We start from the raw sequence: 21,167 nt of genomic DNA, 5'->3' as shown, positions 1-21,167 counted from the left end.
GCCGGCAAGCCGGCTCCTACAGAGAGCGGCGTAGCGTTGTTGCCTTGCTTTTCGCCCAACCCTTCAGGGTAAAATTGGTAACAGATTCTTACAGACCACAGAGGGAGCTTGTCGTAATGATCGTAGGAATCGACCTGGGGACGACCAACAGCCTGGCCGCCGTCTGGCGCGGCGATGCCGCCGAAATGGTGCCCAATGCCCTTGGCCAACTGCTGACCCCCAGTGTGGTCGGCCTGGATGATCAAGGCCGTGTCCTGGTGGGCCAAGCCGCCAAGGAACGCCTGCACACCCACCCGCACCTGACCACCTCGCTGTTCAAGCGCTACATGGGCAGCGCCACCGAAGTGCGCCTGGGCGACCGCTCGTTCCGTCCCGAAGAACTCTCGGCGCTGGTGCTCAAGAGCCTCAAGGAAGACATCGAGCGCACCTACGGCCAGACCGTCACCGACGCCGTGATCAGCGTGCCCGCCTACTTCAGCGATGGCCAACGCAAGGCCACGCGCATCGCTGGCGAGCTGGCCGGGCTCAACGTTGAAAAACTGATCAACGAACCCACCGCCGCCGCCTTGGCCTACGGCCTGCACCAGCGTGACAAGGAAACCTCGTTCCTGGTGTTCGACCTGGGTGGCGGCACCTTCGACGTGTCGATCATCGAGCTGTTCGACGGCGTGATGGAAGTGCGTGCCAGCGCAGGCGACAATTTCCTTGGCGGCGAAGACTTCGACACCCTGCTGCTGGAACACTTCGTCGACAGCCAGCGCAACGCCCAAGGCTTCCCGCCCACCAGCAGCGTGCTGCAAGCCCTGCGCCGCGAAGCCGAGCGCGTGCGTAAAGCCCTGGGCCAGGACGACAGCGCCGAGTTCAGCCTGCGCGTCGACGGCCAGCAATGGGTCAAGACCATCACCCAGCAAGAACTCGCCAAGCTCTACACGCCCCTGCTGGAACGCCTGCGCGCGCCGATCGAACGCGCCCTGCGTGATGCGCGGATCCGCGTGGGCGACCTCGATGAAATCCTGCTGGTCGGCGGCACCACGCGCATGCCGCTGGTGCGCAAGCTCGCCGCCGGCCTGTTCGGGCGCTTCCCGTCCATCAGCCTCGACCCGGACCAGGTCGTCGCCCACGGCGCGGCGATTCAGGCAGCACTGAAGGCCCGCTCGGCGGCGCTGGAAGAGGTGGTGCTCACCGACGTCTGCCCCTACACCCTGGGCATCGAGACCTCGAACCAGTACGGCGGCCATATCGAAAGCGGCCACTACCTGCCGTTGATCGAACGCAACAGCAGCGTGCCGGTGAGCCGGGTCAAGTCAGTCGTGACCCTGCATGACAACCAGAGCCAGGTGCTGCTCAAGATCTTCCAGGGCGAAAGCCGCCTGGTCAAAGACAACATCGAACTCGGCCAACTGGACATCGCGGTGCCCAAGCGCAAGGCCGGCGAGGTGTCGCTGGACGTGCGTTTTACCTACGACAACAACGGCCTGCTGGAAGCCCAGGTGAAGATCCCGTTGACCGGCGAGCAACACTCGCTGGTTATCGAGAACAACCCTGGCGTGTTGAGCCCGGAGGAGATCCAGCAACGCCTGCAAGCCCTGGCGCAGTTGAAGGTTCACCCGCGTGATCAGCAGGTCAACACCGTGCTGGTCGCCCGCCTCGAACGCCTCTACCAGGAGAGCCTGGGCGAGGTGCGCGAACAACTCGGCCACTGGGCCGCACAGTTCCAGCAAGTGCTCGACACCCAGGACGAACGCCGCATCCGCGAGGCCCGCAGTGAACTCACCCGTCACCTTGAGCAACTCGACAACGGGTTCTGGCGCTAAAGGAAAACGACATGGATTGTTGGACAGTGTTGCAACTGGCAGACGATGCCGACGAGCGCACGATCAAGCGCACCTACGCGCGCCTGCTCAAGGGCTGCCGGCCGGACGATGATCCCGAAGGCTTCCAGCGCCTGCGCGAAGCCTACGAAGAAGCGTTGAATGAAGCACGCTGGCGCACAGATGACGAGGCCGAGGAGACCGTTCACGCGCCTGTCGCCGAACCGGCCTACGCCAACCTCAGCGACCTGGCCGAACTGATGGACGTGCGCCCGCTCAGCCCTGCGCCGTTTGACGCCCCAGCACCGAGCCCGGCCCAGGCCCTGCTCGCTGGCCTCAATGTGCACAACCTCGATGAACGCTGGGCTCACGCCCAACTTCAAGGGTGCGCCGACGCCTTCCAGGACGGCCTGTTGCGCCACTGCTTCGACGCGCCAGGCGAGCGCAGCGCCATCGCGCGCTGGGCGGCTCAGCACCTGGAATGGCTGACACCCTGGCAACAGGTGAGCATGACGCCCTGGCAGCACGAGGCCCTGAGCGCCGAACTGTTGCAGGACTATCGCCTCACCTTGCAAGAACTGCTGGAGCAAAAGGCCGAGCGCGAATTCATCACCCAACTCACGCAGTACAACAGCCAGCCCTGGCTGCGCGTGTTCGACCTGCAGCAACAGTGGCAGCGCATCGTCCTTCAACTACTGTACGACACCCAGTGGAGCGTGCCGCTGTTCGAGCGGGTGTGCCAGGCGTTTGGCTGGGATGACCAGAAAGGCGTGTTCCCGGAACCCGCGTGGATGTGGCGCCAACTGGTCTCGCGCTGCGAGCAGGAAAGCTTCTTCGCCAATCTGCAAGACAAGGCCCAGGACCCTCGGCGTACGTCTCCGGATGCCTTGGCGGCGCGGCTGTTGCTGACGCCAATGTCGGCCACCCAACACAAACGCATCATCGACACATTCGGCGAAAACGAGTGGAACGCGTGCCAGCACCTGGCCGAGACCCTGACCTGGCGTTACCCGCAACTGGCTGAGCGCGTGCCGCAAGACGACCTGTTTTTCTGGCGCAGATTTGTCCCCCGGCCGATCTACACCCAAGTATTTATCCGACTGTGGGCCGTCTTTGCATTAGGCCTCGGCCTGAGCATCGCCCACGACAAACCCGACCGCATGGACCTGATGTCGATCGTGATCTTCATGCTGATGGCGTTCGTACCGGCCGGGATTGGCTTTCGCGTCACGCAGCTGTGGGCAGGAATGAGTTCGACCTTCAAGGTCCCGGACCTGTGGCTGACTGAGCGCCTGGTGCCCAAGCGGTTCAACCCCAACAGTTATTGGCTGGTGATACGTCACGGCGTGCCGCAGGCCGTCATGTTGCTGGCCTGCGGGCTGATGCTCGGCGTGCTGGGCATGGTCACTTACGCCGGCATGGTGCTGATCAACCTGCTGCATAAAAAACGCATCGGCCACATCAGCCAGGCGTTCAGCCACGGCTACCCGTGGCTCAACGGTTTGCACTGGGCGTTCTGGAGCCCGCTGCAAGTGGTGTTCCTGGTGGTGATGGTGAGCGCGATTGTTGCGGCCCAGCATTACTTGCCGGCGGTTCCCTGGACCCACTTCGACCTGCCCCGGCGTTAAGCCCAAAGGCGGGCCTGAGCGCAACGCACAGGCCCGCCAACTTGCGTTCGATCATCGCCCACAACCCGCCTTCCCCCACTTTCAACGCCCCTGCACCGCCCTTCACCATGGCCGGCACCTGCATAACCCCAATAACAACAGGTCCTACACCATGAGCATTTTCCACCCGCGCCAGTTCGTGCTGGCGACCGCTGTCGCGTGCGTTACCCTACCCGTCCTCGCCGAGGAACACGGCTTTCTCGAAGACGCCAGCGTCAACCTCAACCTGCGCAATTTTTTCTTCAACCGTAACTACACCAACCCGACCAAAGCCCAGGGCGGCGCGCAGGAGTGGACGCAGAGTTTCATCCTCGACGCCAAGTCCGGCTTCACCCAGGGCACCGTGGGTTTTGGTATGGATGTACTCGGCTTGTACTCGCTCAAGCTCGACGGCGGGCGCGGCACCGGCGGTACGCAGTTGCTGCCGCTGGACCACGATGGCCGCCCTGCCGATGAGTTCGGGCGCCTGGGCGTGGCGTTCAAGGCGCGCATTTCCAAGACCGAAGTGAAGGTCGGCGAGTGGATGCCAGTGCTGCCGATCCTGCGGTCCGACGATGGCCGCTCCCTGCCGCAAACCCTGCGCGGCGGGCAGATCACCTCCAAGGAAATCAGCGGCCTGACGCTGTACGGCGGCCAGTTCCGCGCCAACAGCCCGCGTGACGACAGCAGCATGAGCGACATGTCGATGTTCGGTAAAACCGCCTTCACCTCCGACCGCTTCAACTTCCAGGGCCTGGAATACGCGTTCAACGACAAACGGACCCAGGTCGGCCTGTGGAATGCCCAGCTCAAGGACATCTACAGCCAGCAATACCTCAACCTGACCCACAGCCAACCCGTGGGCGACTGGACCCTGGGCGCCAACCTCGGGTTCTTCTACGGCAAGGATGACGGCAGCGCCCGCGCCGGGGAACTGGACAACAAGACCTGGTCCGGCCTGTTCTCGGCGCGCTACGGCGGCAACACCTTCTACGTCGGCCTGCAACGACTCACCGGCAACAGCGCCTGGATGCGCGTCAACGGCACCAGCGGCGGCACCCTGGCCAACGACAGCTACAACGCCAGCTACGACAATGCCCAGGAAAAATCCTGGCAAGTGCGCCACGACTTCAACTTCGTCACCCTCGGCGTGCCGGGCCTGACCCTGATGAACCGCTACATCAGTGGCAGCAACGTGCACACCGGCACCGTCACCGATGGCAAGGAATGGGGCCGCGAGAGCGAGCTGGGTTACACCGTGCAAAGCGGGCCACTGCGCGACCTCAACGTACGCTGGCGCAATTCGAGCATGCGCCGCGACTACAGCAACAACGAGTTCGATGAAAACCGGTTGATCGTCAGTTACCCGCTCAGCCTGCTGTAAACCGGCGCGGCAGTTGCTGTATGGTGCGCGCCTGCCGCTGCTGATCCACCCAGCAGCGGCCTTTATTCGAGCCCGTGCACACCATGAAATCCCTCGCCTTAGCGTCTGCCCTCCTGGCCGTGGCACTGAGCCTCAGCGGCTGCATCGGCGCGCCCATCGCCCTGACGCCGCAGACCGAGCAACGCCTGCAAGCCCAGGCGCCGATCCGTTTTCTGCTGACTTTCGATGACGGCCCCAGCGCGTCGGGCTACAACAACCCGAGCCGTTCGGTGGTGGCAGACCTGGCAAACAACCCGATACTGCCGGGCATCAAGGCGGTGTTTTTCCTGCAGACTGAAGCGTCCCGCTCCGGTGGCAGCCCACGCGGTCACAAGACCATGGAGCGCGAATATGCCGCCGGCCACATCCTGGCCTTTCACACCGCCACGGCGTTTCACACCAATCACCGTTGGCTGAACGATACCGAGCTGGAAAGCACCCTCACCCAGGGCGCGGCGGACATTGCCGCGATCACTGGCAGCCCGCCCAATCTTGTGCGCCCGCCCTTCTGGAATTACGACAAGCGCACCTTCGCCGCCTACCAGCGCCATGGCATGCACGTATTGTTGACTGACCTGAGTGCCAACGATGGCAAGATCTGGGGTTTCAACGGGAGCCCGCGCCGCCGCGCCAACCTGTACCGACAACTGTCAGTGTTGCGCGAACACATCGCCCTGGGCGAGTTGCCGACGGTAGACGGTGTGATCCCGGTGGTGGTGACCTTCCATGACATCAACCGCTACACCGCGCGGCATATGCAGGAGTACCTGCAGATCCTGCTGGACAGCGCGCGAATCAATGGCATGAAGACGGCGGCCGAGCCGTTCTATACCGACCATGACGCGTTGGAACGCGCTGCATTGGCACGCACGGTCAAGGACGTGAATGAGCCGGTGCATCTGCCCGGCGTGTGGAATTGGGTGTGGAGCGCCGATACCCGCTGACCCCACGGTTAAATGAGCTTTTCTGTGGGAGCTGGCTTGCCTGCGATGCAAGCACCTCGGTCTGTCAGGCAGACCAGGGTGATCCTATCGCAGGCAAGCCAGCTCCCACAGGTTGATCGCATTTCAATTCAGGCTTCGCGGGACTCGACGCCCAGCTCATCCCACACCGACTCAGCCAGATGAAAGGTGGCGTTCGCCGCCGGAATCCCGCAGTAGATCGCGCTCTGCATCAGCACTTCCTTGATCTCGGCGCGGGTCACGCCGTTGCTCGCGGCGGCGCGCAGGTGCAGCTTGAGTTCTTCGCTGCGGTTCATGCCGATCAGCATGGCGATGGTGATCAGGCTGCGGGTGTGCCTAGGCAGCCCGGGGCGGGTCCAGATATCGCCCCAGGCGTGACGGGTGATCATTTCCTGGAACTCGCTGTTGAACTCGGTCAGGACATTGAGGCTGCGGTCGACGTGGGCATCACCCAGCACTTCGCGGCGCACTTGCAGGCCCTCGGCATAACGTTGTTTCTCGTCCAAAAAAACTACTCCTCTACACCTGTAGTGAGCGGGCTTGCCCCGCGCCGCGGTATGTCAGGCACCTCATACGAAACTGACACACCGCCGCGCGGGGCAAGCCCGCTCACTCCATTATTGGGCTGACAGAAATTCCAGGACGCGCGTGCTGAACGCTGCGCCGGCCTGGACGTTGGACAGGTGCGCCGCAGGGAACTCGGCGTACTCGGCACCTCGCACATGGGCCTGGATAAAGTGGCTGCCGGCAGGCGGTGTAACGGCGTCTTCCGTGCCGGCAATCACCAGGATCGGTACCTGGATCGACGCCAGTTGCTCACGGAAATCCGCATCCCGCACCGCCGCGCAGTTCGCGGCATAGCCTTCGGGCGAGGTGGCCGCCAGCATGTCGGTGATCTGCTTGGCCTGGTCCGGATTGGCCGCCGCAAAATCAGCGGTAAACCAGCGCGCAATCGACGCATCACGCAGGGCGACCATCGCCGCCGCGCCATCGCGCAGCACCATCTCGATGCGTGGGTTCCACACCTCGGGCGTGCCGATCTTGGCGGCGGTGTTGCACACCACCAGGCGGTTCAAGCGATCGCCCGCGTTAATCCCCAGCCATTGGCCAATCAAACCGCCCATGGACAAACCGCAAAAATGCGCACGCTGAATATCCAGCGCATCCAGCAGCGCAATCACGTCGCGCCCCAGTTGCTCGATGCTATACGGGCCTTCGGTGACCAGGGATTTGCCGTGGCCACGGGTATCGAAGCGCAGCACACGGAAATGCTCGGTGAAGGCCGGGATCTGGATGTCCCACATATGCAGGTCGGTGCCCAGGGAGTTGGACAGCACCAACACCGGTGCCCCCTCAGGGCCATCCAGTTGGTAATGCAGTTCGCCCTCGGCGAGTTGTACAAAGGCCACGGTGGTCTCCTCAAGCAAAGTGTTCGGTCACGGCGCGGGTGACCCAGGTACGGGCCTGACCCAGGTAGTGGGCCGGGTCGAGCAGGCGGTCGAGTTCGGCCGCAGACAGCTCGTTGGTGATCTGTGCTTCGTCCGCCAGCACTGCGCGCAAATGGCGACCTTCTGCGACGGCACGCTTGCAGCACTGCTCCAGCAAATGGTGCGCGGTTTCCCGGCCCAGGCGCTGGGCGAGCACGATGCTGACGGCTTCGGCCAGCACCAGGCCCTGGGTCAGGTCGAGGTTTTTGCCCATGCGCTCAGCGTCGACCTCAAGCCCTTCGCTCACCAGCAGCGCCTGCTGCAAAGCGCCAGACACCAAACGGCAGATCTCTGGCAGGGTTTCCCATTCGGCATGCCACAAGCCAAGGCTGCGCTCGTGCTCCTGGGGCATGGCGCTGAACATCGTCGACACCAGCCCCGGCACGCGCGTGGCGGCGCTGATCAATACAGCGGCGCCCACCGGGTTGCGTTTGTGCGGCATGGTCGACGAACCACCCTTGCCCGGCGCGGAAGGCTCGAACACCTCGGCCGCTTCGGTCTGCATCAGCAGGCTGATATCGCGGCCCAGTTTACCGAGACTGCCAGCGATCAGACCGAGCACGCTGGCGAACTCCACCAGGCGATCACGCTGGGTGTGCCAGGGTTGCTCGGGCAACGCCAGTTGCAGCTCCGCCGCCAGGGCCTCGGCCACCGGCATGGCGTGCTCGCCCAACGCAGCCAAAGTCCCGGACGCGCCGCCAAATTGCAGCACCAGCAGGCGCGGTTTCAATTGGGCAAGACGCTGCCGACTGCGGGTCACCGCCCCCAGCCACCCGGCGATTTTCATCCCCAGGGTGACGGGCGTTGCGTGCTGCAACCAGGTGCGCCCCGCCAATGGCACGTCGGCGTACCGTTGGGCCTGGGCCGCCAGGATGTCGCCCAGGCGTGCCAGGTCGGTCTCAATCAGTACCACGGCCTGGCGCAGTTGCAGCACCAGGCCCGTGTCCATCACGTCCTGGCTGGTAGCGCCCAGGTGCACATAGCGCTCGGCGCCGGCATCTTCACTGGCAATCAACTTGCCCAGCGCCTTCACCAGCGGAATCGCCGAGTTGCCCGCCGTGGCAATCGCCACGCCCAGGGCATCCACGTCGTACAACGAAGCCAGGCACGCCTGGGCAATTGGCGCGACGGCAGCCTGGGGGATCAACCCCACCTGGGCCTCGGCCCGGGCCAGTGCGGCTTCGAAATCCAGCATGCCCTGCAGGCGCCCTGTGTCGCAGAACACCTCGGCCATGCTGCCCGCCGTGAAGTAAGCGTCGAACAATTGATTGCTCGTGCGCAGCGTCATAACACGTCCCTTACAAATCGTGGTGCAGGTACTCCGCCTGCTTCGGCAGGCGCAGGCTGAACAGGAAGGCCACCGCCATCATGCCGGTGACGTACCAGTAGAAGGTGTTTTCCATGCCCATGGACTTGAGGCCCAAGGCCACGTATTCCGCCGAACCACCGAAGATCGCGTTGGCCACGGCATAAGCCAGGCCCACACCCAAGGCACGCACATGCGGCGGGAACATCTCGGCTTTCACCAGGCCGCTGATGGAGGTGTAGAAACTCACGATGGCCAGGGCCAGGGAGATCAGCACAAACGCCAGGAACGGGCTGGTGACGGTTTTCAGGGTCAGCAGGATCGGCACGGTGCACAGGGTGCCGAGGGCGCCGAACCAGAGCATGGAATTACGACGGCCGATCTTGTCCGAGAGCATGCCGAACAGCGGCTGCATGCACATGTACACGAACAGCGCGCCGGTCATGATGTAGCTGGCGGTCTTGGCGTGCATGCCGGCGGTGTTCACCAGGTACTTCTGCATGTAGGTGGTAAAGGTGTAGAAAATCAGCGAACCGCCCGCGGTGTAGCCCAGCACGGTGATGAACGCCGCTTTGTGGTTACGGAACAGCGCAGCCATGCTGCCGGCGTCTTTGTCCTGGCGCGTTTCCTTGCTGGTGGTTTCCTTGAGGGTGCGACGCAGCAGCAGAGAGATCACTGCCGCAATGGCGCCGATCACGAACGGAATCCGCCAGCCCCAGGCACGCAATTCTTCTTCGGTGAGCAGTTGTTGCAGGATCACCACCACCAGCACCGCCAGCAGTTGCCCGCCAATCAGGGTCACGTACTGGAACGAGGCGAAGAAGCCCCGCTGGCCCTTGAGCGCGACTTCACTCATGTAGGTCGCGGTGGTGCCGTATTCGCCACCCACCGACAGGCCCTGAAACAGCCGCGCTACCAGCAGCAACGCTGGGGCCCAGGCGCCGATGTCTTTGTAGGTCGGCAGGAAGGCGATGACCAGCGAGCCGGCGCACATCATCAGCACCGAGATCATCATCGAGTTTTTACGCCCGTGCTTGTCGGCCACTCGGCCAAACAGCCAGCCGCCAATGGGGCGCATCAGGAAGCCAGCGGCGAACACACCGGCGGTGTTGAGCAGTTGCACCGTCGGGTCGTCCGAGGGGAAAAACGCCGGGGCAAAATAGATGGCGCAGAAGGCATAGACGTAGAAGTCGAACCATTCGACCAGGTTGCCGGAGGAAGCACCGACAATCGCAAAAATCCGTTTGCTGCGTTCTTCTCCGGTGTAGTGACTCGTTGTTGTTGTCATGTTTTTTTCACTCAGTGGGAACGGTTATAGCCTAGACATACTTTGCAACAACCATGTCATGCAAGCAGACTTTTGGATGGGTGTTGCCTGAGCGGGCCTCATCGCCGGCAAGCCGGCTCCTACAGTTGATTGCATTCCAGAGTTGGAACTCGATCAAATGTGGGAGCTGGCTTGCCTGCGATAGCGTCCTCAAGGCCAACTCAATAATCGAAGAACACCGTTTCTTTATCTGTGCCCTGCAAAATCACATTCCACTGATACACACCCTCTGCATCAGGCTTGGCAATCAAGGTACCGCGCCGCTCGGCAGGCACACACGCCAACAGTGGGTCATCCCCATTCAATGCCTCACCGTCAAAATAGATCCGCGTGAGCAGGTGCTTCACCAACCCACGGGCAAACACCAACACCACCAAATGCGGCGCTTGGGTCGTGCCCTTCAACCCCGGTACGGCACCGGGCTTGATGGTGGTAAAGCGAAACCGCCCTTCTCCATCCACCGGGACCCGGCCGAAGCCTTCGAAGTTCGGGTCGACGGCCTTGTCTTGTTCATCTTCCGGGTGGTCGTACTTGCCGGCGGCGTTGGCCTGCCAGACTTCAAGCATGGCGTCGTTGACGACATCACCGTTGCCATCCACCACTTGCCCGCTGATCGCCACGCGTTCGCCGAGGGTGGCGGCGATGGTCAAGTCTTCACGGTTCAGCCAGGTCAGGCCGATGTGGTAATACGGCCCGACGGTGTGGGACGTGGTCGCATTGAGTGTCATCTCATTTCTCCATCGGCGTGGCGTCGCGGCCGCGCAGGACGATGTCCCAGCGGTAGCCGAGGGCATAGGAAGGAATGGTTTTTTCCAGGTCGAAGCGCGCGATCAGGCGCTCCTTGGCCGAGGTGTCCGGCACGCAGTTGTAGATCGGGTCGTATTCCAGCAGCGGGTCGCCGGGGAAATACATCTGCGTGACCAGGCGCGTCAGCACGCTGGGGCCGAACAGCGAAAAGTGGATATGCGCCGGGCGCCACGCGTTGTGGTGGTTGCCCCACGGGTAGGCGCCGGGCTTGATGGTCTGGAACTGGTACCAGCCGTCGGCATCGGTGACGGTGCGGCCGGTGCCGGTGAAGTTCGGGTCCAGGGGCGCATCGTGCAGGTCGCGCTTGTGGTTGTAGCGGCCGGCCGCGTTGGCCTGCCAGATCTCCACCAGAATGCCCGGCACTGGCAAGCCGTTTTCATCCAGCACGCGGCCGTGGATGATGATGCGTTCGCCTTGCGGCTCGCCGTCGTGCTGCGCGGTGAGGTCATTGTCCTTCTCGTTGACCCGTTCGGCACCGATGGTCGGGCCGGTGATTTCCGACAACGAATGGGGCAGGAACACCAACGGCTGGGACGGCGAACGCAGGTTCGTCGACTGGTAGGCCGGGTGCAGGTAATCAGGTTGAGTGCCCGCTTGCGGGCGCCGGTAACCGGGCTTGTCACTCATGGAGCAATCCTCTCTTATTAGATGCGTTCAATCGCCAGCGCCAGGCCTTGGCCAACGCCCACACACATGGTTGCCAGGCCTTTGCCGCCACCGGTTTTTTCCAGCTGGTGCAACGCCGTCAGCACCAACCGCGCGCCGCTCATGCCCAGCGGGTGACCGAGGGCGATGGCGCCGCCATTCGGGTTGACCTGCGGCGCGTCGTCGGCAATGCCCAGCTCGCGCAACACCGCCAGGCCTTGGCTGGCGAAGGCTTCGTTGAGTTCGATCACGTCAAAATCAGTGACCGCCAAACCCAGGCGCTCCACCAGCTTGCGCACTGCAGGCACCGGGCCGATGCCCATCACCCGTGGCGCCACGCCAGCGCTGGCCATGCCCAGTACCCGGGCGCGGGCGGTCAGGCCGTGTTTCTTGACGGCTTCGGCGGAGGCCAGAATCAGCGCGGCCGCGCCGTCGTTCACACCCGAGGCATTGCCGGCGGTCACGGTTTTGTCCGGGCCGTTGACGGGCTTGAGTTTGGCCAGGGCTTCCAGAGTGGTTTCGGCGCGGGGGTGCTCATCGTGCTCCACCACGGTCTCGCCTTTTTTATGGGCGACGCGTACCGGCACGATTTCTTCGGCGAAGAAGCCGGCAGCCTGGGCGGCAGCGGTGCGTTGCTGGCTGCGCAAGGCAAACGAGTCCTGGTCGGCACGGGACACGCCGTAGTCATCGGCCACGTTGTCGGCGGTCTGCGGCATCGCATCCACGCCGTACTGGGCCTTCATTAACGGGTTGATAAAACGCCAGCCGATGGTGGTGTCTTCCAGCTTCATGTCACGCGAAAACGCCGCGCCCGCCTTGCCCATCACAAACGGGGCGCGGGACATCGACTCGACGCCACCGGCAATCGCCAGTTCCATTTCGCCGCTGGCAATGGCGCGAAAGGCCGTGCCGATAGCGTCCATCCCCGACGCGCACAAGCGGTTGAGGGTCACGCCGGGAATGCTGTCTGGCAGGCCCGCCAGCAACAGCGCCATGCGCGCCACGTTGCGGTTGTCTTCGCCGGCCTGGTTGGCGCAGCCGAGGAACACTTCATCGACCGCGTTCCAGTCCACCGACGGGTTGCGCTCGATCAGTGCCTTGATCGGCAGCGCCGCCAGGTCATCGGCGCGCACGGTGGACAAGCCACCGCCAAAACGGCCGATGGGGGTACGAATGGCATCACAGATAAATACGTCGCGCATCAGGCTTCTCCCGGCGCTTGGCCGTGGGCGGCGGCGGTGCGGGCTTCGAGGTCACGCAAGGCCGTCAATTCGATTTCGGTGGGTTCGTCGGTGGTGCTCACGTGCGGTGCAAACCGGATCGGCCAGCCCGTAGCGGCAACCACTTGCTCGCGGGTCACGCCTGGGTGCAAGGCGGTGACGACAAATTCATGGGTGCCGGCTTCGGGTTCCATGATGCACAAGTCGGTAATGATGCCGACGGGACCGGCGCCCGGCAGGCCCAGGCGTTTGCGCGAATCGCCGCCTTCGCCGTGGCCCACGGAGGTGATGAAGTCCAGCTTGTCGACAAACGAACGGGCCGACTGCTTGAGGATGATCAACACGCTCTTGGCCGAACCGGCGATCTCCGGCGCGCCACCGGCACCCGGCAGGCGCACTTTGGGCTGGTGATAGTCACCGACCACGGTGGTGTTGATGTTGCCGAAACGGTCGACCTGGGCCGCGCCGAGGAAGCCCACGTCGATGCGCCCGCCTTGCAGCCAGTAGCGGAAGATCTCGCCGGTCGGCACCACAGTGTCGGCGGTTTCTGCCAGTTCGCCGTCACCGATGGACAGCGGCAGTACCGACGGTTTCGCGCCAATCGGGCCGGACTCGTAGATCAGCACCACGTCCGGCGACGAGGTCAGGCGCGCCAGGTTGGCCGCCTTGGACGGCAGGCCGATGCCGACAAAGCAGACAGAGCCATTCTTGAGGCGTCGCGCGGCGGCGACGGTCATCATTTCATTGGTGGAGTAAGCCATTACTTGGCCTCCTGCGCGGTGGCCAACTTGGCCTGGAATTCGGTGAAATCGGCAGTGCCATGGATGTATTCGTCGATCCAGGCGGTAAAGGTCCCACGGTCACGGGCAATCGGATCCCACGCCTGGTAGAAGCGGTTATCCCGCTCGTTGTAGCCATGGGCGTAGGACGGGTGCGCGCCACCGGGTACATGGCATACCGCTGTCAGCGCCCAGGTCGGCAGCACGCAGCTGTTCATGGGGGCGTTGAGGTCATCGACGATTTCCTCGACGGTGACGATGCAGCGCTTGGCCGCCAGGGCCGCTTCTTTTTGCACACCGAGGATGCCCCAGAGCAGTACGTTGCCCTTGCGATCGGCTTTTTGCGCGTGAATCACGGTGACATCCGGACGCACCGACGGCACCGCCGCCAGCACTTCGCCGGTGAATGGGCAGGTGACGGTCTTGATCAGCGGGTTGACCTTGGGCAGGTCGGAACCGGCGTAGGCACGCAGCACCGCGAACGGCAGGCCCGACGCCCCGGCCACGTAGGCATTGGCCAGGTCGGCATGGCTGTGTTCTTCGATTTCCAGCGGTTGCGGCCATTGTTTCTCCACCGCGTCACGCAGGCGGTGCAAGGAGCCCACGCCCGGGTTGCCGCCCCAGGAGAAAATCAGCTTCCTGGCGCAACCGGCCCCGATCAACTGGTCGTAGATCAGGTCAGGCGTCATACGCACCAGTGTCAGGTCTTTCTTGCCCTGACGAATGATTTCATGACCCGCTGCCGTAGGGATCAGGTGGGTGAAGCCTTCCAGTGCGACGGTATCGCCGTCGTTCACGAATTGCTTCACCGCGTCGCGCAGCGCAAGAATTTCAGCCATGGGGTTCGGGCTCCCGGTGTGGATCGAAAAAGGCGCTGAGGTGGCGCCGGAGTGCTTGAAGATTAAGCCGGGGAAATGGCCCAAACAATCCGATAATCGACGCAGCGTTCGATTATCGAACGGATTGTTGTCTAGCTAATCTTTTGTGCTGACTCGGTCCTCTGTGGGAGCTGGCTTGCCTGCGATGCAGGCACCTCGGTCAATCAGGCTTATCGAGGTGATGCCATCGCCGGCAAGCCGGCTCCTACAAAGGCCTGTTTCAACAGGGGCGATAATCAGCCTCAGGTAGCGTCGGCGTGGCTGACCATGCCTTTGATCACGACGGCAGTGGTGGCCAGTGCGGCGGGGATGACCAGCGCAGTGAGCACTTGCTCGAAGTTCCAGCCCAGGCCCAGCAAGGTCGCCCCCATCCACGCGCCGAGGATCGCGCCAAAGCGGCCGATGCCGAGCATCCACGACACGCCGGTGGCCCGCCCTTGGGTCGGGTAGAAACGCGCGGCCAGTGACGGCATCGCCGACTGCGCGCCGTTCACACACATCCCCGCAATCAACACCAGGGTCGCCAGCAGCGTGATGTTGCCCAGGCTCTGCCCTACTGCGTAGGCAAACACCCCTGCCAGCAAGTAGAAAGTGCCGATGACCTTGTGGGGGTTGAACCGGTCCATCGCCCAGCCCACACCTACGGCGCTGAGGACACCGCCAAACTGGAACAGCGCGCCGATGAAGGCCGCCTGCTCCAGGCTGGCGCCGCTGTCACGCATCAGCGTCGGCAGCCAACTGGTCAACAGGTAAACAATCACCAGCCCCATGAAGTAGGTGAGCCACAGCAATAAGGTGCCAGCGCTGTAGGTGCCGGAGAAAATCACCGCGAAGACATTGCGTGCCTTGACGCTCTTCTGTTCGGGGACACTGAAGCTGGTGGCCTGCGCCACCACATGGGGCTCGATGGGCGACAGGGTCTTGCGCACCTTGTCGGTGCCATGGTTGCGCACCACCAGGTAGCGCGCCGACTCCGGCAGCCACAGCATCAGGACCACCACCAGGATCAACGGCAGGATGCCGCCGATCATCAACAACGCGTGCCAGCCGAACGCCGGAATCAGCTTGGCCGAGATAAACCCGCCACCGGCCATGCCCAGGTTGAAACCGCAGAACATGCTGGTCACCAGCAGCGACTTGTGGCGTTCAGGGGTGTATTCGGAAAGCAGCGTGGTAGCGTTCGGCATGCCCGCCCCCAGGCCCAGCCCGGTGAGGAAGCGCAGCACCAGCAACTGGTCGACATTGCTGCTGTAGGCCGAGGCCAGGCTGAATGCACCGAACACCAGCACCGCACCCACCAGTACCACCTTGCGCCCGAAGCGGTCGGCCAACGGGCCGGAACCCAGTGCGCCGAATACCATGCCGATCAACGCGGCGCTCATCACCGGGCCAAGGCTGGCGCGGTCGATGCCCCAATCCTGGGACAGGGCGGGCGCGATAAAACCCATGGCGGCCGTATCGAGGCCGTCGAGGAAGACGATCAGGAAACACAGGATGACTACGCGCCACTGATAGCGTGACAGCGGCTGGGCGTTGATAAAGGACTGCACGTCCAGGTTGGTACCGACAGAAGGCTGATTCATTATTCTTATTTCCACACCGATGGGCGGGCCAACGACCTGGGGTCGTCATTATTATTGGGCGGCGCACAGAGCGCTGCCGCACCTTAATAAGCCAGGGGAAACATCGTCAATTCATCGAACCGGGATCTGTGCGGTCACCGCACACTTAGGCAAACAACTGCGCACTCAACTCACGGCTGGCACTGAGCATGCTCGGTAAAAAACGCTGTTCCAGCTCGCTGCGGCTGACCCGTGCCGCGTGGGTGCTGACGTTGAGCGCAGCCAGCACCTGGCCGGATGCGTCATACACCGGCACGGCGATGGAGCGCAGGCCCTGTTCCAGTTCCTGGTCGACAATGCACCAGCCCTGCTGACGCACTTGTTGCAGGCATTCGAGCAAGGCGTCCGGGGTGGTGAGGGTGCGGCTGGTCTTGGTTTGCAAGTCGGCGTGGTCGAGGTAGTCACGCAGCGACGCATCATCCAGCGCCGCCAGCAGGATGCGGCCCATGGAGGTGCAATACGCCGGCAGCCGCCCACCCACCGACAGGTCCACGGAAATCAGGCGCTGGGTCGTCGCTGAACGGGCAATGTAGAGGATGTCATCGCCCTCCAGGGTCGCCATGTTGCAGGCTTCGTGGAGCTGCTCGCTCATGCGGTCCAGGTAGGGTTGGGCCGACACCGCCAAGGGTGTCGAGGATAAATAGGCATGGCCCAGGGTCAGCACCTTGGGCAGCAGCGAGTAGGTACGCCCGTCGGTGGTGGCGTAGCCGAGTTTGATCAAGGTGTGCAGGCAACGGCGCACGGCGGCGCGGGGGATTTCCGTGCGGTGGCTGATCTGGGCGATGGTCAGGTGGCGCTTGCGCTCCTGGAAGGCCTGCACCACCGCCAGGCCACGGGCCAACGAGGTCATGAAATCCGGATCGCCGGTAAACGCCTGGATGCGCTTGGCCGGCGAGGCCACGATCGGCGGCGCCACTGACGCGAAGGAGTTGCGCAATTGATCGTTCATTTCAAGGGTCCTTTCTCTTGTTTTCAACCGCTGGGAGGGTTGGCCGCTATTACAAGCCGCGCCGCTTGGGATGCACAAGGCGGGGCCGGCAAGATTGGGCGATTATCGGACGATCATTCGATTATCGCAATTTGGCCGACCCGCGCCGGCGACGGGCAGATAGGCCAAGTTGGGGCGTTACCCAATAACGCGATAAAAAGCGCGCATACGGTGGTAGTTAGAACGTGTGGGAAATTTATGACGCCAGAATTGTGCAACTACTGACGCAGCCATGTAACAAAACGCTCACACAACGCTGGCACCTTTTAACTTCATGGAGATAGTGTTATTCAAACACGCCGCTATAATGCAACCTGTGCAGAGGTCAGCCCGGTATCATAATCGGGATCGGAGCTCGCCGGACGATGCAGGCTATGTGCATCACCGACCACAAGTACCGGCTTAAAAGAAATCACGTTCGGCAGCCTTTCAAACTTGAACCGCTCAATCGTTCAACTTGAAACACCCCGAGGGCGACTTTCAGGCAAGACGCTGCACGGTAATTAAACTCAACTCAATTAGGTAACACTGTGACGAAAGATGAACTGCGCGCGGAACTTGAGCGCCAGGAGCAACGTTACAAGGACGTTTACGGCGGGGAAGTCACCACCTACGCCGCCCAGCCTGAACCTGAGCGCAAGCCATGGCGCAAACGAGCCAGCCTGTTGGATCAGGCATTTGCCCAGGAAATCCAAAAGATTGAACAGGAGCTCAAAGCCGAAGAGCCATAAGCGCTTCGATTCGAGCCTCCAGGGTTTGCTGTCTCTGCCGGTCCACCGCCGGCGGAGGGCACCTCGCTTACACCTGATTATTCAATATCCTGCTGCCAGCAGCGAAATTTCATACAAATGTTTCACGCAGGCCATTTGCCTGGCAAAACCCCGCCTTTTCAGCCCCGTGCTTTAAAAATCAAAGACTTGCCAAAGCCCCGAAAACCCTGGGATGCGCCCCTTTTCGGCGCACCTTTGGGTCGAGAAATGTTACCGATGAGCAGCTAATGCATCGATTACTGAGGTTTTCTGGCATAATCGCGCCCCCTTACGACCGGGTCAGAAAACCTTCATGATCGATTTATTCAGCGGACTGGATGCTTGGGTTCTAGTGAGCCTGTTGCTCGCCCTGGCCTTTGTCCTCGCCTTCGAGTTCATCAATGGCTTTCATGACACCGCTAACGCGGTGGCCACAGTCATCTATACCAAAGCCATGCCGCCGCACCTGGCCGTGTTCTTCTCCGGGGTGTTCAACTTCCTCGGCGTGTTGCTCGGCGGTGTGGGCGTCGCCTACGCCATCGTGCACTTGTTGCCGGTAGAACTGCTGATCAATGTGAACACCGGCCACGGGTTGGCCATGGTCTTCTCTTTATTGGCAGCCGCGATCACCTGGAACCTGGGCACCTGGTACTTCGGTATCCCGGCGTCCAGTTCCCACACCCTGATCGGCTCGATCCTCGGTGTCGGCCTGGCCAACGCCTTGATCAACGACATCCCCCTGGCGGACGGTGTGAACTGGCAGAAAGCGATCGATATCGGCGCTTCCCTGGTGTTCTCGCCGATGGCCGGTTTCCTGGTCGCAGCCCTGGTGCTGATCGGCCTGAAATGGTGGCGCCCACTGTCGAAGATGCACAAGACCCCGGACCAGCGCCGCAAGCTCGACGACAAGAAACACCCGCCGTTCTGGAACCGCCTGGTCCTGGTGATTTCCGCCATGGCCGTGAGCTTCGTGCACGGCTCCAACGATGGCCAGAAAGGCATCGGCCTGATCATGCTGGTGCTCATCGGTATCGTGCCGGCGCAGTTCGTGCTCGACCTGGGCAGCACCACCTACCAGATCGAACGCACCCGTGATGCCACCGTGCACCTGAGCCAGTTTTACCAGCGCAACAACGCCACCCTCGGCGAGTTCCTGGCCCTGGGCAAGAGCGTGAAGAACGACCTGCCGGGCAAGTTCCAGTGCAACCCGCAGCAGACCGAGCCGACCATCAGCGCGCTGATGGAGACCCTCAAAGGTGTGTCCGACTATCACTCGCTGACCGCCGAGCACCGCATTGAAGTGCGTCGCTACCTGCTCTGCCTGGACGACACCGCGAAGAAAGTCGGCAAGCTACCGGGCCTGGATGCGCGTGAGAAGTCCGACCTGGACAAGCTGCGCAAAGACCTGACCGCCACCACCGAGTACGCGCCGTTCTGGGTGATCCTGGCCGTTGCACTGGCCCTGGGCCTGGGCACCATGGTCGGCTGGAAACGCGTGGTGCTGACCATCGGTGAGAAGATCGGCAAGCAGGGCATGACCTACGCCCAGGGCATGTCGGCACAGATCACCACCGCCAGCATGATCGGCCTGGCCAACATCTTCAGCCTGCCGGTGTCGACCACCCACGTGCTGTCGTCCGGTGTGGCCGGCACCATGGTTGCCAACAAGAGCGGCCTGCAAGGCGGCACCGTCAAGACCATCCTGATGGCCTGGGTGTTGACCCTGCCCGCCACGGTTGGCCTGTCGGCCGGTTTGTTCTGGCTGGCGTCGAAGGCGCTGGGCAGTTGATCGTTTCCCGGTAATGAAAAAAGGTGCGAACCGCGAGGTTCGCACCTTTTTTTATGGCTGCCCGTTAACCGTTTTTACCTGTTCACCCCAAACTTGTAGGAGCCGGCTTGCCGGCGATGGCACCCTCACCATCACCGCAACTTTCAAGAACGCTATCGCCGGCAAGCCGGCTCCTACAGTGGGACAACGTTATTCCTGGCACAAAAAAAGGGCGACCGAAGTCGCCCAAAATGCCTTGCGTGCTCATGTAACCTGGAAAGAACTAAGGTTTTTTCCGCTTGTTCGCGTCTTTCCAGATAAAAATTCCAAATCCTACAAAAAACAGCACCATGAGGCTGACCGTCAGCACTCCGGCGAATACCACATTATCGATAAACATGACCGGCCTCCCGTGCTTGCCCTGTTGCGATAGGGCTAAGTTAATGGAGAAGGCACTTGGGAAAATTGACGGGGATCAATGTCGCCCGCAACGGGGCGTAAAGAAGGGCAATAACTGACCTGCATCAATAGATGCAGGGCGTTTCAACGCTTTTTCGGTTTGTTCTTTGGTTTTTTCTTAACTTTGCCGAGAGGCATCGCCTGTTCAAACGCCTGGCGCACTTCATTCAGGCGCTTATCGTTGAGGTCATGAACCCGCTTGGCGCGTTCGGCATTCAGGTCGATCAGCTTGTCGTCATCACTCATGGCTTGGCTTACGTCGTGGCGGGAATGGCCCAATAATGCGGCCTCCTCTTCTCGACGGCAAATCAGCGGGCGACAAAAGGCGGGCCATCGCACAAAATCGGCCTATCTCCCCGGCTCAAGAGGCACATTCAGGTGGCACTGCACAAGGACCTTCCCCCGCTGCTGGCCCTGCGCGCGTTCGAAGCCGTGGCGCGGCACTTGAGCTTTATCAAGGCGGCGAACGAGTTGTCAGTGACCCAAAGTGCCCTGAGCCATCAGGTGCAAAAACTGGAACAGCACCTGGGCAAAGCGCTGTTTATCCGACGCACCCGTGCGATCGATCTGACCACCGACGGCCAACACTACTACGACGAAATCCGCCCTGCCCTCGATGCCATCGCCGCTGCCACCCGCGCCCAGAAAACAGCCCCCAGCAGTACCGTGCTGCGCGTCGGCTTGCTCGCATCCTTTGCCACCCTGTGGCTGGCCCCACGCCTGGCCGTGTTTCTCAACCGCTACCCGCATATCCAGGTGGAGTTGCTGCCGGCGATTCAACTGGCAGACGTCGCGGCAGCCGAGGTCGACCTGGCGATTCGCTACGGCAAGGGCGACTGGCCCGACGTGCAGGCCACACGACTGATGCCCGAAGTGATCTCCCCGGTGTGCAGCCCGGCTTTCAAGGCCAGCCACCTGCGCAACGGCCCGCTGTTGATGGCCACCTCGCACCGCCCGTTTGAATGGACAGACTGGTCCGCCCATTATCAAGTCGACCTGGAGCGCCACCCCCGCGTGATGCTGCATGACTACAACATCGTGGTCGAAGCCGCCGTGGCCGGCCAAGGCATCGCCATGGGCCGACATCGCTTGATCGAGCGCAGGCTCCAGGACGGCAGTTTGGTCGAGGCATTCGACTGGCCGCCCTACCACAGTGAAATCGGCTACTGGCTGATCGCCCCGCAAGGCCCGTCCAGCGAAGCGGCGGCCTGCTTCGGCGCATGGTTGAAGGAAGCCTGCAGCGACGTGTGAGTTATTTCGATACGTCAGGTGAGATCTATCCGTTTGTCG

The 21,167-nt window shown here is 62.3% G+C and carries 20 protein-coding genes; 7 read left to right on the top strand and 13 right to left on the bottom strand.

Annotated elements, in window-relative coordinates; all coding sequences use genetic code 11:
- The first annotated feature begins 116 nt into the window (after window positions 1-116).
- From HX792_RS03465 to HX792_RS03450, 4 genes are all read left to right on the top strand, one after another.
- Complete coding sequence (locus HX792_RS03465) at window positions 117-1,814, top strand: molecular chaperone HscC (RefSeq protein WP_176994777.1); 1,698 nt, start codon at window positions 117-119, stop codon at window positions 1,812-1,814.
- Between the two features lie 11 nt (window positions 1,815-1,825).
- Window positions 1,826-3,439 (top strand): J domain-containing protein, encoded by a 1,614-nt coding sequence (locus HX792_RS03460; protein ID WP_176994776.1) that lies wholly within the window; start codon window positions 1,826-1,828, stop codon window positions 3,437-3,439.
- 151 nt (window positions 3,440-3,590) lie between these two features.
- Window positions 3,591-4,841 carry an OprD family porin gene (locus HX792_RS03455; RefSeq protein WP_176994775.1) on the top strand — a complete coding sequence of 417 codons (1,251 nt, stop codon included), beginning with the start codon at window positions 3,591-3,593 and terminating at the stop codon, window positions 4,839-4,841.
- Between the two features lie 83 nt (window positions 4,842-4,924).
- Window positions 4,925-5,824, top strand: coding sequence for a polysaccharide deacetylase family protein (locus HX792_RS03450; RefSeq protein WP_176994774.1), 900 nt, complete (start codon window positions 4,925-4,927; stop codon window positions 5,822-5,824).
- A gap of 128 nt (window positions 5,825-5,952) precedes the next feature.
- On the opposite strand, the gene pcaC is transcribed toward HX792_RS03450, so the two are convergent.
- From pcaC to pcaR, 11 genes are all read right to left on the bottom strand, one after another.
- Complete coding sequence (pcaC, locus tag HX792_RS03445; RefSeq protein ID WP_176994773.1) at window positions 5,953-6,348, bottom strand: 4-carboxymuconolactone decarboxylase; 396 nt, start codon at window positions 6,346-6,348, stop codon at window positions 5,953-5,955.
- 111 nt (window positions 6,349-6,459) lie between these two features.
- Window positions 6,460-7,251 (bottom strand): 3-oxoadipate enol-lactonase, encoded by a 792-nt coding sequence (gene pcaD, locus HX792_RS03440; RefSeq protein ID WP_176994772.1) that lies wholly within the window; start codon window positions 7,249-7,251, stop codon window positions 6,460-6,462.
- A gap of 10 nt (window positions 7,252-7,261) precedes the next feature.
- A complete protein-coding gene (locus HX792_RS03435) occupies window positions 7,262-8,617 on the bottom strand; it encodes a 3-carboxy-cis,cis-muconate cycloisomerase (RefSeq protein ID WP_176994771.1) in 1,356 nt (451 codons plus the stop codon).
- Between the two features lie 10 nt (window positions 8,618-8,627).
- Window positions 8,628-9,923: an MFS family transporter gene (locus HX792_RS03430; protein ID WP_176994770.1), complete on the bottom strand. Its 1,296-nt coding sequence runs from the start codon at window positions 9,921-9,923 to the stop codon at window positions 8,628-8,630.
- 200 nt (window positions 9,924-10,123) lie between these two features.
- Window positions 10,124-10,690, bottom strand: coding sequence for a protocatechuate 3,4-dioxygenase subunit alpha (gene pcaG, locus HX792_RS03425; protein ID WP_176994769.1), 567 nt, complete (start codon window positions 10,688-10,690; stop codon window positions 10,124-10,126).
- A gap of 1 nt (window position 10,691) precedes the next feature.
- Window positions 10,692-11,396, bottom strand: a complete 705-nt coding sequence (gene pcaH, locus HX792_RS03420) for a protocatechuate 3,4-dioxygenase subunit beta (protein ID WP_176994768.1) — start codon at window positions 11,394-11,396, stop codon at window positions 10,692-10,694.
- A 17-nt stretch (window positions 11,397-11,413) separates the two neighbouring features.
- Complete coding sequence (gene pcaF, locus HX792_RS03415; RefSeq protein WP_176994789.1) at window positions 11,414-12,619, bottom strand: 3-oxoadipyl-CoA thiolase; 1,206 nt, start codon at window positions 12,617-12,619, stop codon at window positions 11,414-11,416.
- A complete protein-coding gene (locus HX792_RS03410; protein ID WP_176994767.1) occupies window positions 12,616-13,395 on the bottom strand; it encodes a CoA-transferase subunit beta in 780 nt (259 codons plus the stop codon). Before HX792_RS03410 ends, pcaF begins: the two co-directional genes overlap by 4 nt.
- Window positions 13,395-14,252 (bottom strand): CoA transferase subunit A, encoded by an 858-nt coding sequence (locus tag HX792_RS03405; protein WP_028619269.1) that lies wholly within the window; start codon window positions 14,250-14,252, stop codon window positions 13,395-13,397. Before HX792_RS03405 ends, HX792_RS03410 begins: the two co-directional genes overlap by 1 nt.
- 281 nt (window positions 14,253-14,533) lie before the next feature.
- Window positions 14,534-15,874: an MFS transporter gene (locus tag HX792_RS03400; protein ID WP_176994766.1), complete on the bottom strand. Its 1,341-nt coding sequence runs from the start codon at window positions 15,872-15,874 to the stop codon at window positions 14,534-14,536.
- Between the two features lie 145 nt (window positions 15,875-16,019).
- A complete protein-coding gene (pcaR, locus tag HX792_RS03395) occupies window positions 16,020-16,862 on the bottom strand; it encodes a pca regulon transcriptional regulator PcaR (protein ID WP_176994765.1) in 843 nt (280 codons plus the stop codon).
- Between the two features lie 569 nt (window positions 16,863-17,431).
- On the opposite strand from pcaR, the gene HX792_RS03390 reads away from it, so the two are divergent.
- Together HX792_RS03390 and HX792_RS03385 are read left to right on the top strand one after the other, a co-directional pair.
- A complete protein-coding gene (locus tag HX792_RS03390) occupies window positions 17,432-17,632 on the top strand; it encodes a hypothetical protein (RefSeq protein WP_003172389.1) in 201 nt (66 codons plus the stop codon).
- Window positions 17,633-17,963: 331 nt separating this feature from the next.
- On the top strand, window positions 17,964-19,439 hold the full coding sequence (locus HX792_RS03385) for an inorganic phosphate transporter (protein ID WP_176994764.1): 1,476 nt from the start codon (window positions 17,964-17,966) through the stop codon (window positions 19,437-19,439).
- Between the two features lie 262 nt (window positions 19,440-19,701).
- On the opposite strand, the gene ccoM is transcribed toward HX792_RS03385, so the two are convergent.
- Together ccoM and HX792_RS03375 are read right to left on the bottom strand one after the other, a co-directional pair.
- On the bottom strand, window positions 19,702-19,818 hold the full coding sequence (gene ccoM, locus HX792_RS30475; RefSeq protein ID WP_003172387.1) for a cytochrome c oxidase subunit CcoM: 117 nt from the start codon (window positions 19,816-19,818) through the stop codon (window positions 19,702-19,704).
- A gap of 143 nt (window positions 19,819-19,961) precedes the next feature.
- Window positions 19,962-20,123: a hypothetical protein gene (locus HX792_RS03375; RefSeq protein WP_017844811.1), complete on the bottom strand. Its 162-nt coding sequence runs from the start codon at window positions 20,121-20,123 to the stop codon at window positions 19,962-19,964.
- A 132-nt stretch (window positions 20,124-20,255) separates the two neighbouring features.
- Between HX792_RS03375 and HX792_RS03370 the strand changes: the two genes are divergently transcribed.
- Window positions 20,256-21,128: a LysR substrate-binding domain-containing protein gene (locus HX792_RS03370; protein ID WP_176994763.1), complete on the top strand. Its 873-nt coding sequence runs from the start codon at window positions 20,256-20,258 to the stop codon at window positions 21,126-21,128.
- The last annotated feature ends 39 nt before the right edge of the window (window positions 21,129-21,167 follow it).

This window comes from Pseudomonas sp. B6002 (assembly GCF_013385985.1).
In the GTDB taxonomy this organism is placed as follows: domain Bacteria; phylum Pseudomonadota; class Gammaproteobacteria; order Pseudomonadales; family Pseudomonadaceae; genus Aquipseudomonas.
The sequence above is the reverse complement of the archived record's forward strand: the minus strand, read 5'-3'. Positions and strand labels throughout refer to the sequence as shown.

Excerpts from the sequence above, each read along its gene's own strand:
- HX792_RS03465 (WP_176994777.1), top strand. The coding sequence starts at position 117 with ATGATCGTAGGAATCGACCTGGGGACGACCAACAGCCTGGCCGCCGTC.
- HX792_RS03460 (WP_176994776.1), top strand. The coding sequence starts at position 1,826 with ATGGATTGTTGGACAGTGTTGCAACTGGCAGACGATGCCGACGAGCGC.
- HX792_RS03455 (WP_176994775.1), top strand. The coding sequence starts at position 3,591 with ATGAGCATTTTCCACCCGCGCCAGTTCGTGCTGGCGACCGCTGTCGCG.
- HX792_RS03450 (WP_176994774.1), top strand. The coding sequence starts at position 4,925 with ATGAAATCCCTCGCCTTAGCGTCTGCCCTCCTGGCCGTGGCACTGAGC.
- HX792_RS03435 (WP_176994771.1), bottom strand. The coding sequence starts at position 8,617 with ATGACGCTGCGCACGAGCAATCAATTGTTCGACGCTTACTTCACGGCG.
- HX792_RS03430 (WP_176994770.1), bottom strand. The coding sequence starts at position 9,923 with ATGACAACAACAACGAGTCACTACACCGGAGAAGAACGCAGCAAACGG.
- pcaG (WP_176994769.1), bottom strand. The coding sequence starts at position 10,690 with ATGACACTCAATGCGACCACGTCCCACACCGTCGGGCCGTATTACCAC.
- pcaH (WP_176994768.1), bottom strand. The coding sequence starts at position 11,396 with ATGAGTGACAAGCCCGGTTACCGGCGCCCGCAAGCGGGCACTCAACCT.
- HX792_RS03410 (WP_176994767.1), bottom strand. The coding sequence starts at position 13,395 with ATGGCTTACTCCACCAATGAAATGATGACCGTCGCCGCCGCGCGACGC.
- HX792_RS03405 (WP_028619269.1), bottom strand. The coding sequence starts at position 14,252 with ATGGCTGAAATTCTTGCGCTGCGCGACGCGGTGAAGCAATTCGTGAAC.
- HX792_RS03400 (WP_176994766.1), bottom strand. The coding sequence starts at position 15,874 with ATGAATCAGCCTTCTGTCGGTACCAACCTGGACGTGCAGTCCTTTATC.
- pcaR (WP_176994765.1), bottom strand. The coding sequence starts at position 16,862 with ATGAACGATCAATTGCGCAACTCCTTCGCGTCAGTGGCGCCGCCGATC.
- HX792_RS03385 (WP_176994764.1), top strand. The coding sequence starts at position 17,964 with ATGATCGATTTATTCAGCGGACTGGATGCTTGGGTTCTAGTGAGCCTG.
- ccoM (WP_003172387.1), bottom strand. The coding sequence starts at position 19,818 with ATGTTTATCGATAATGTGGTATTCGCCGGAGTGCTGACGGTCAGCCTC.
- HX792_RS03375 (WP_017844811.1), bottom strand. The coding sequence starts at position 20,123 with ATGAGTGATGACGACAAGCTGATCGACCTGAATGCCGAACGCGCCAAG.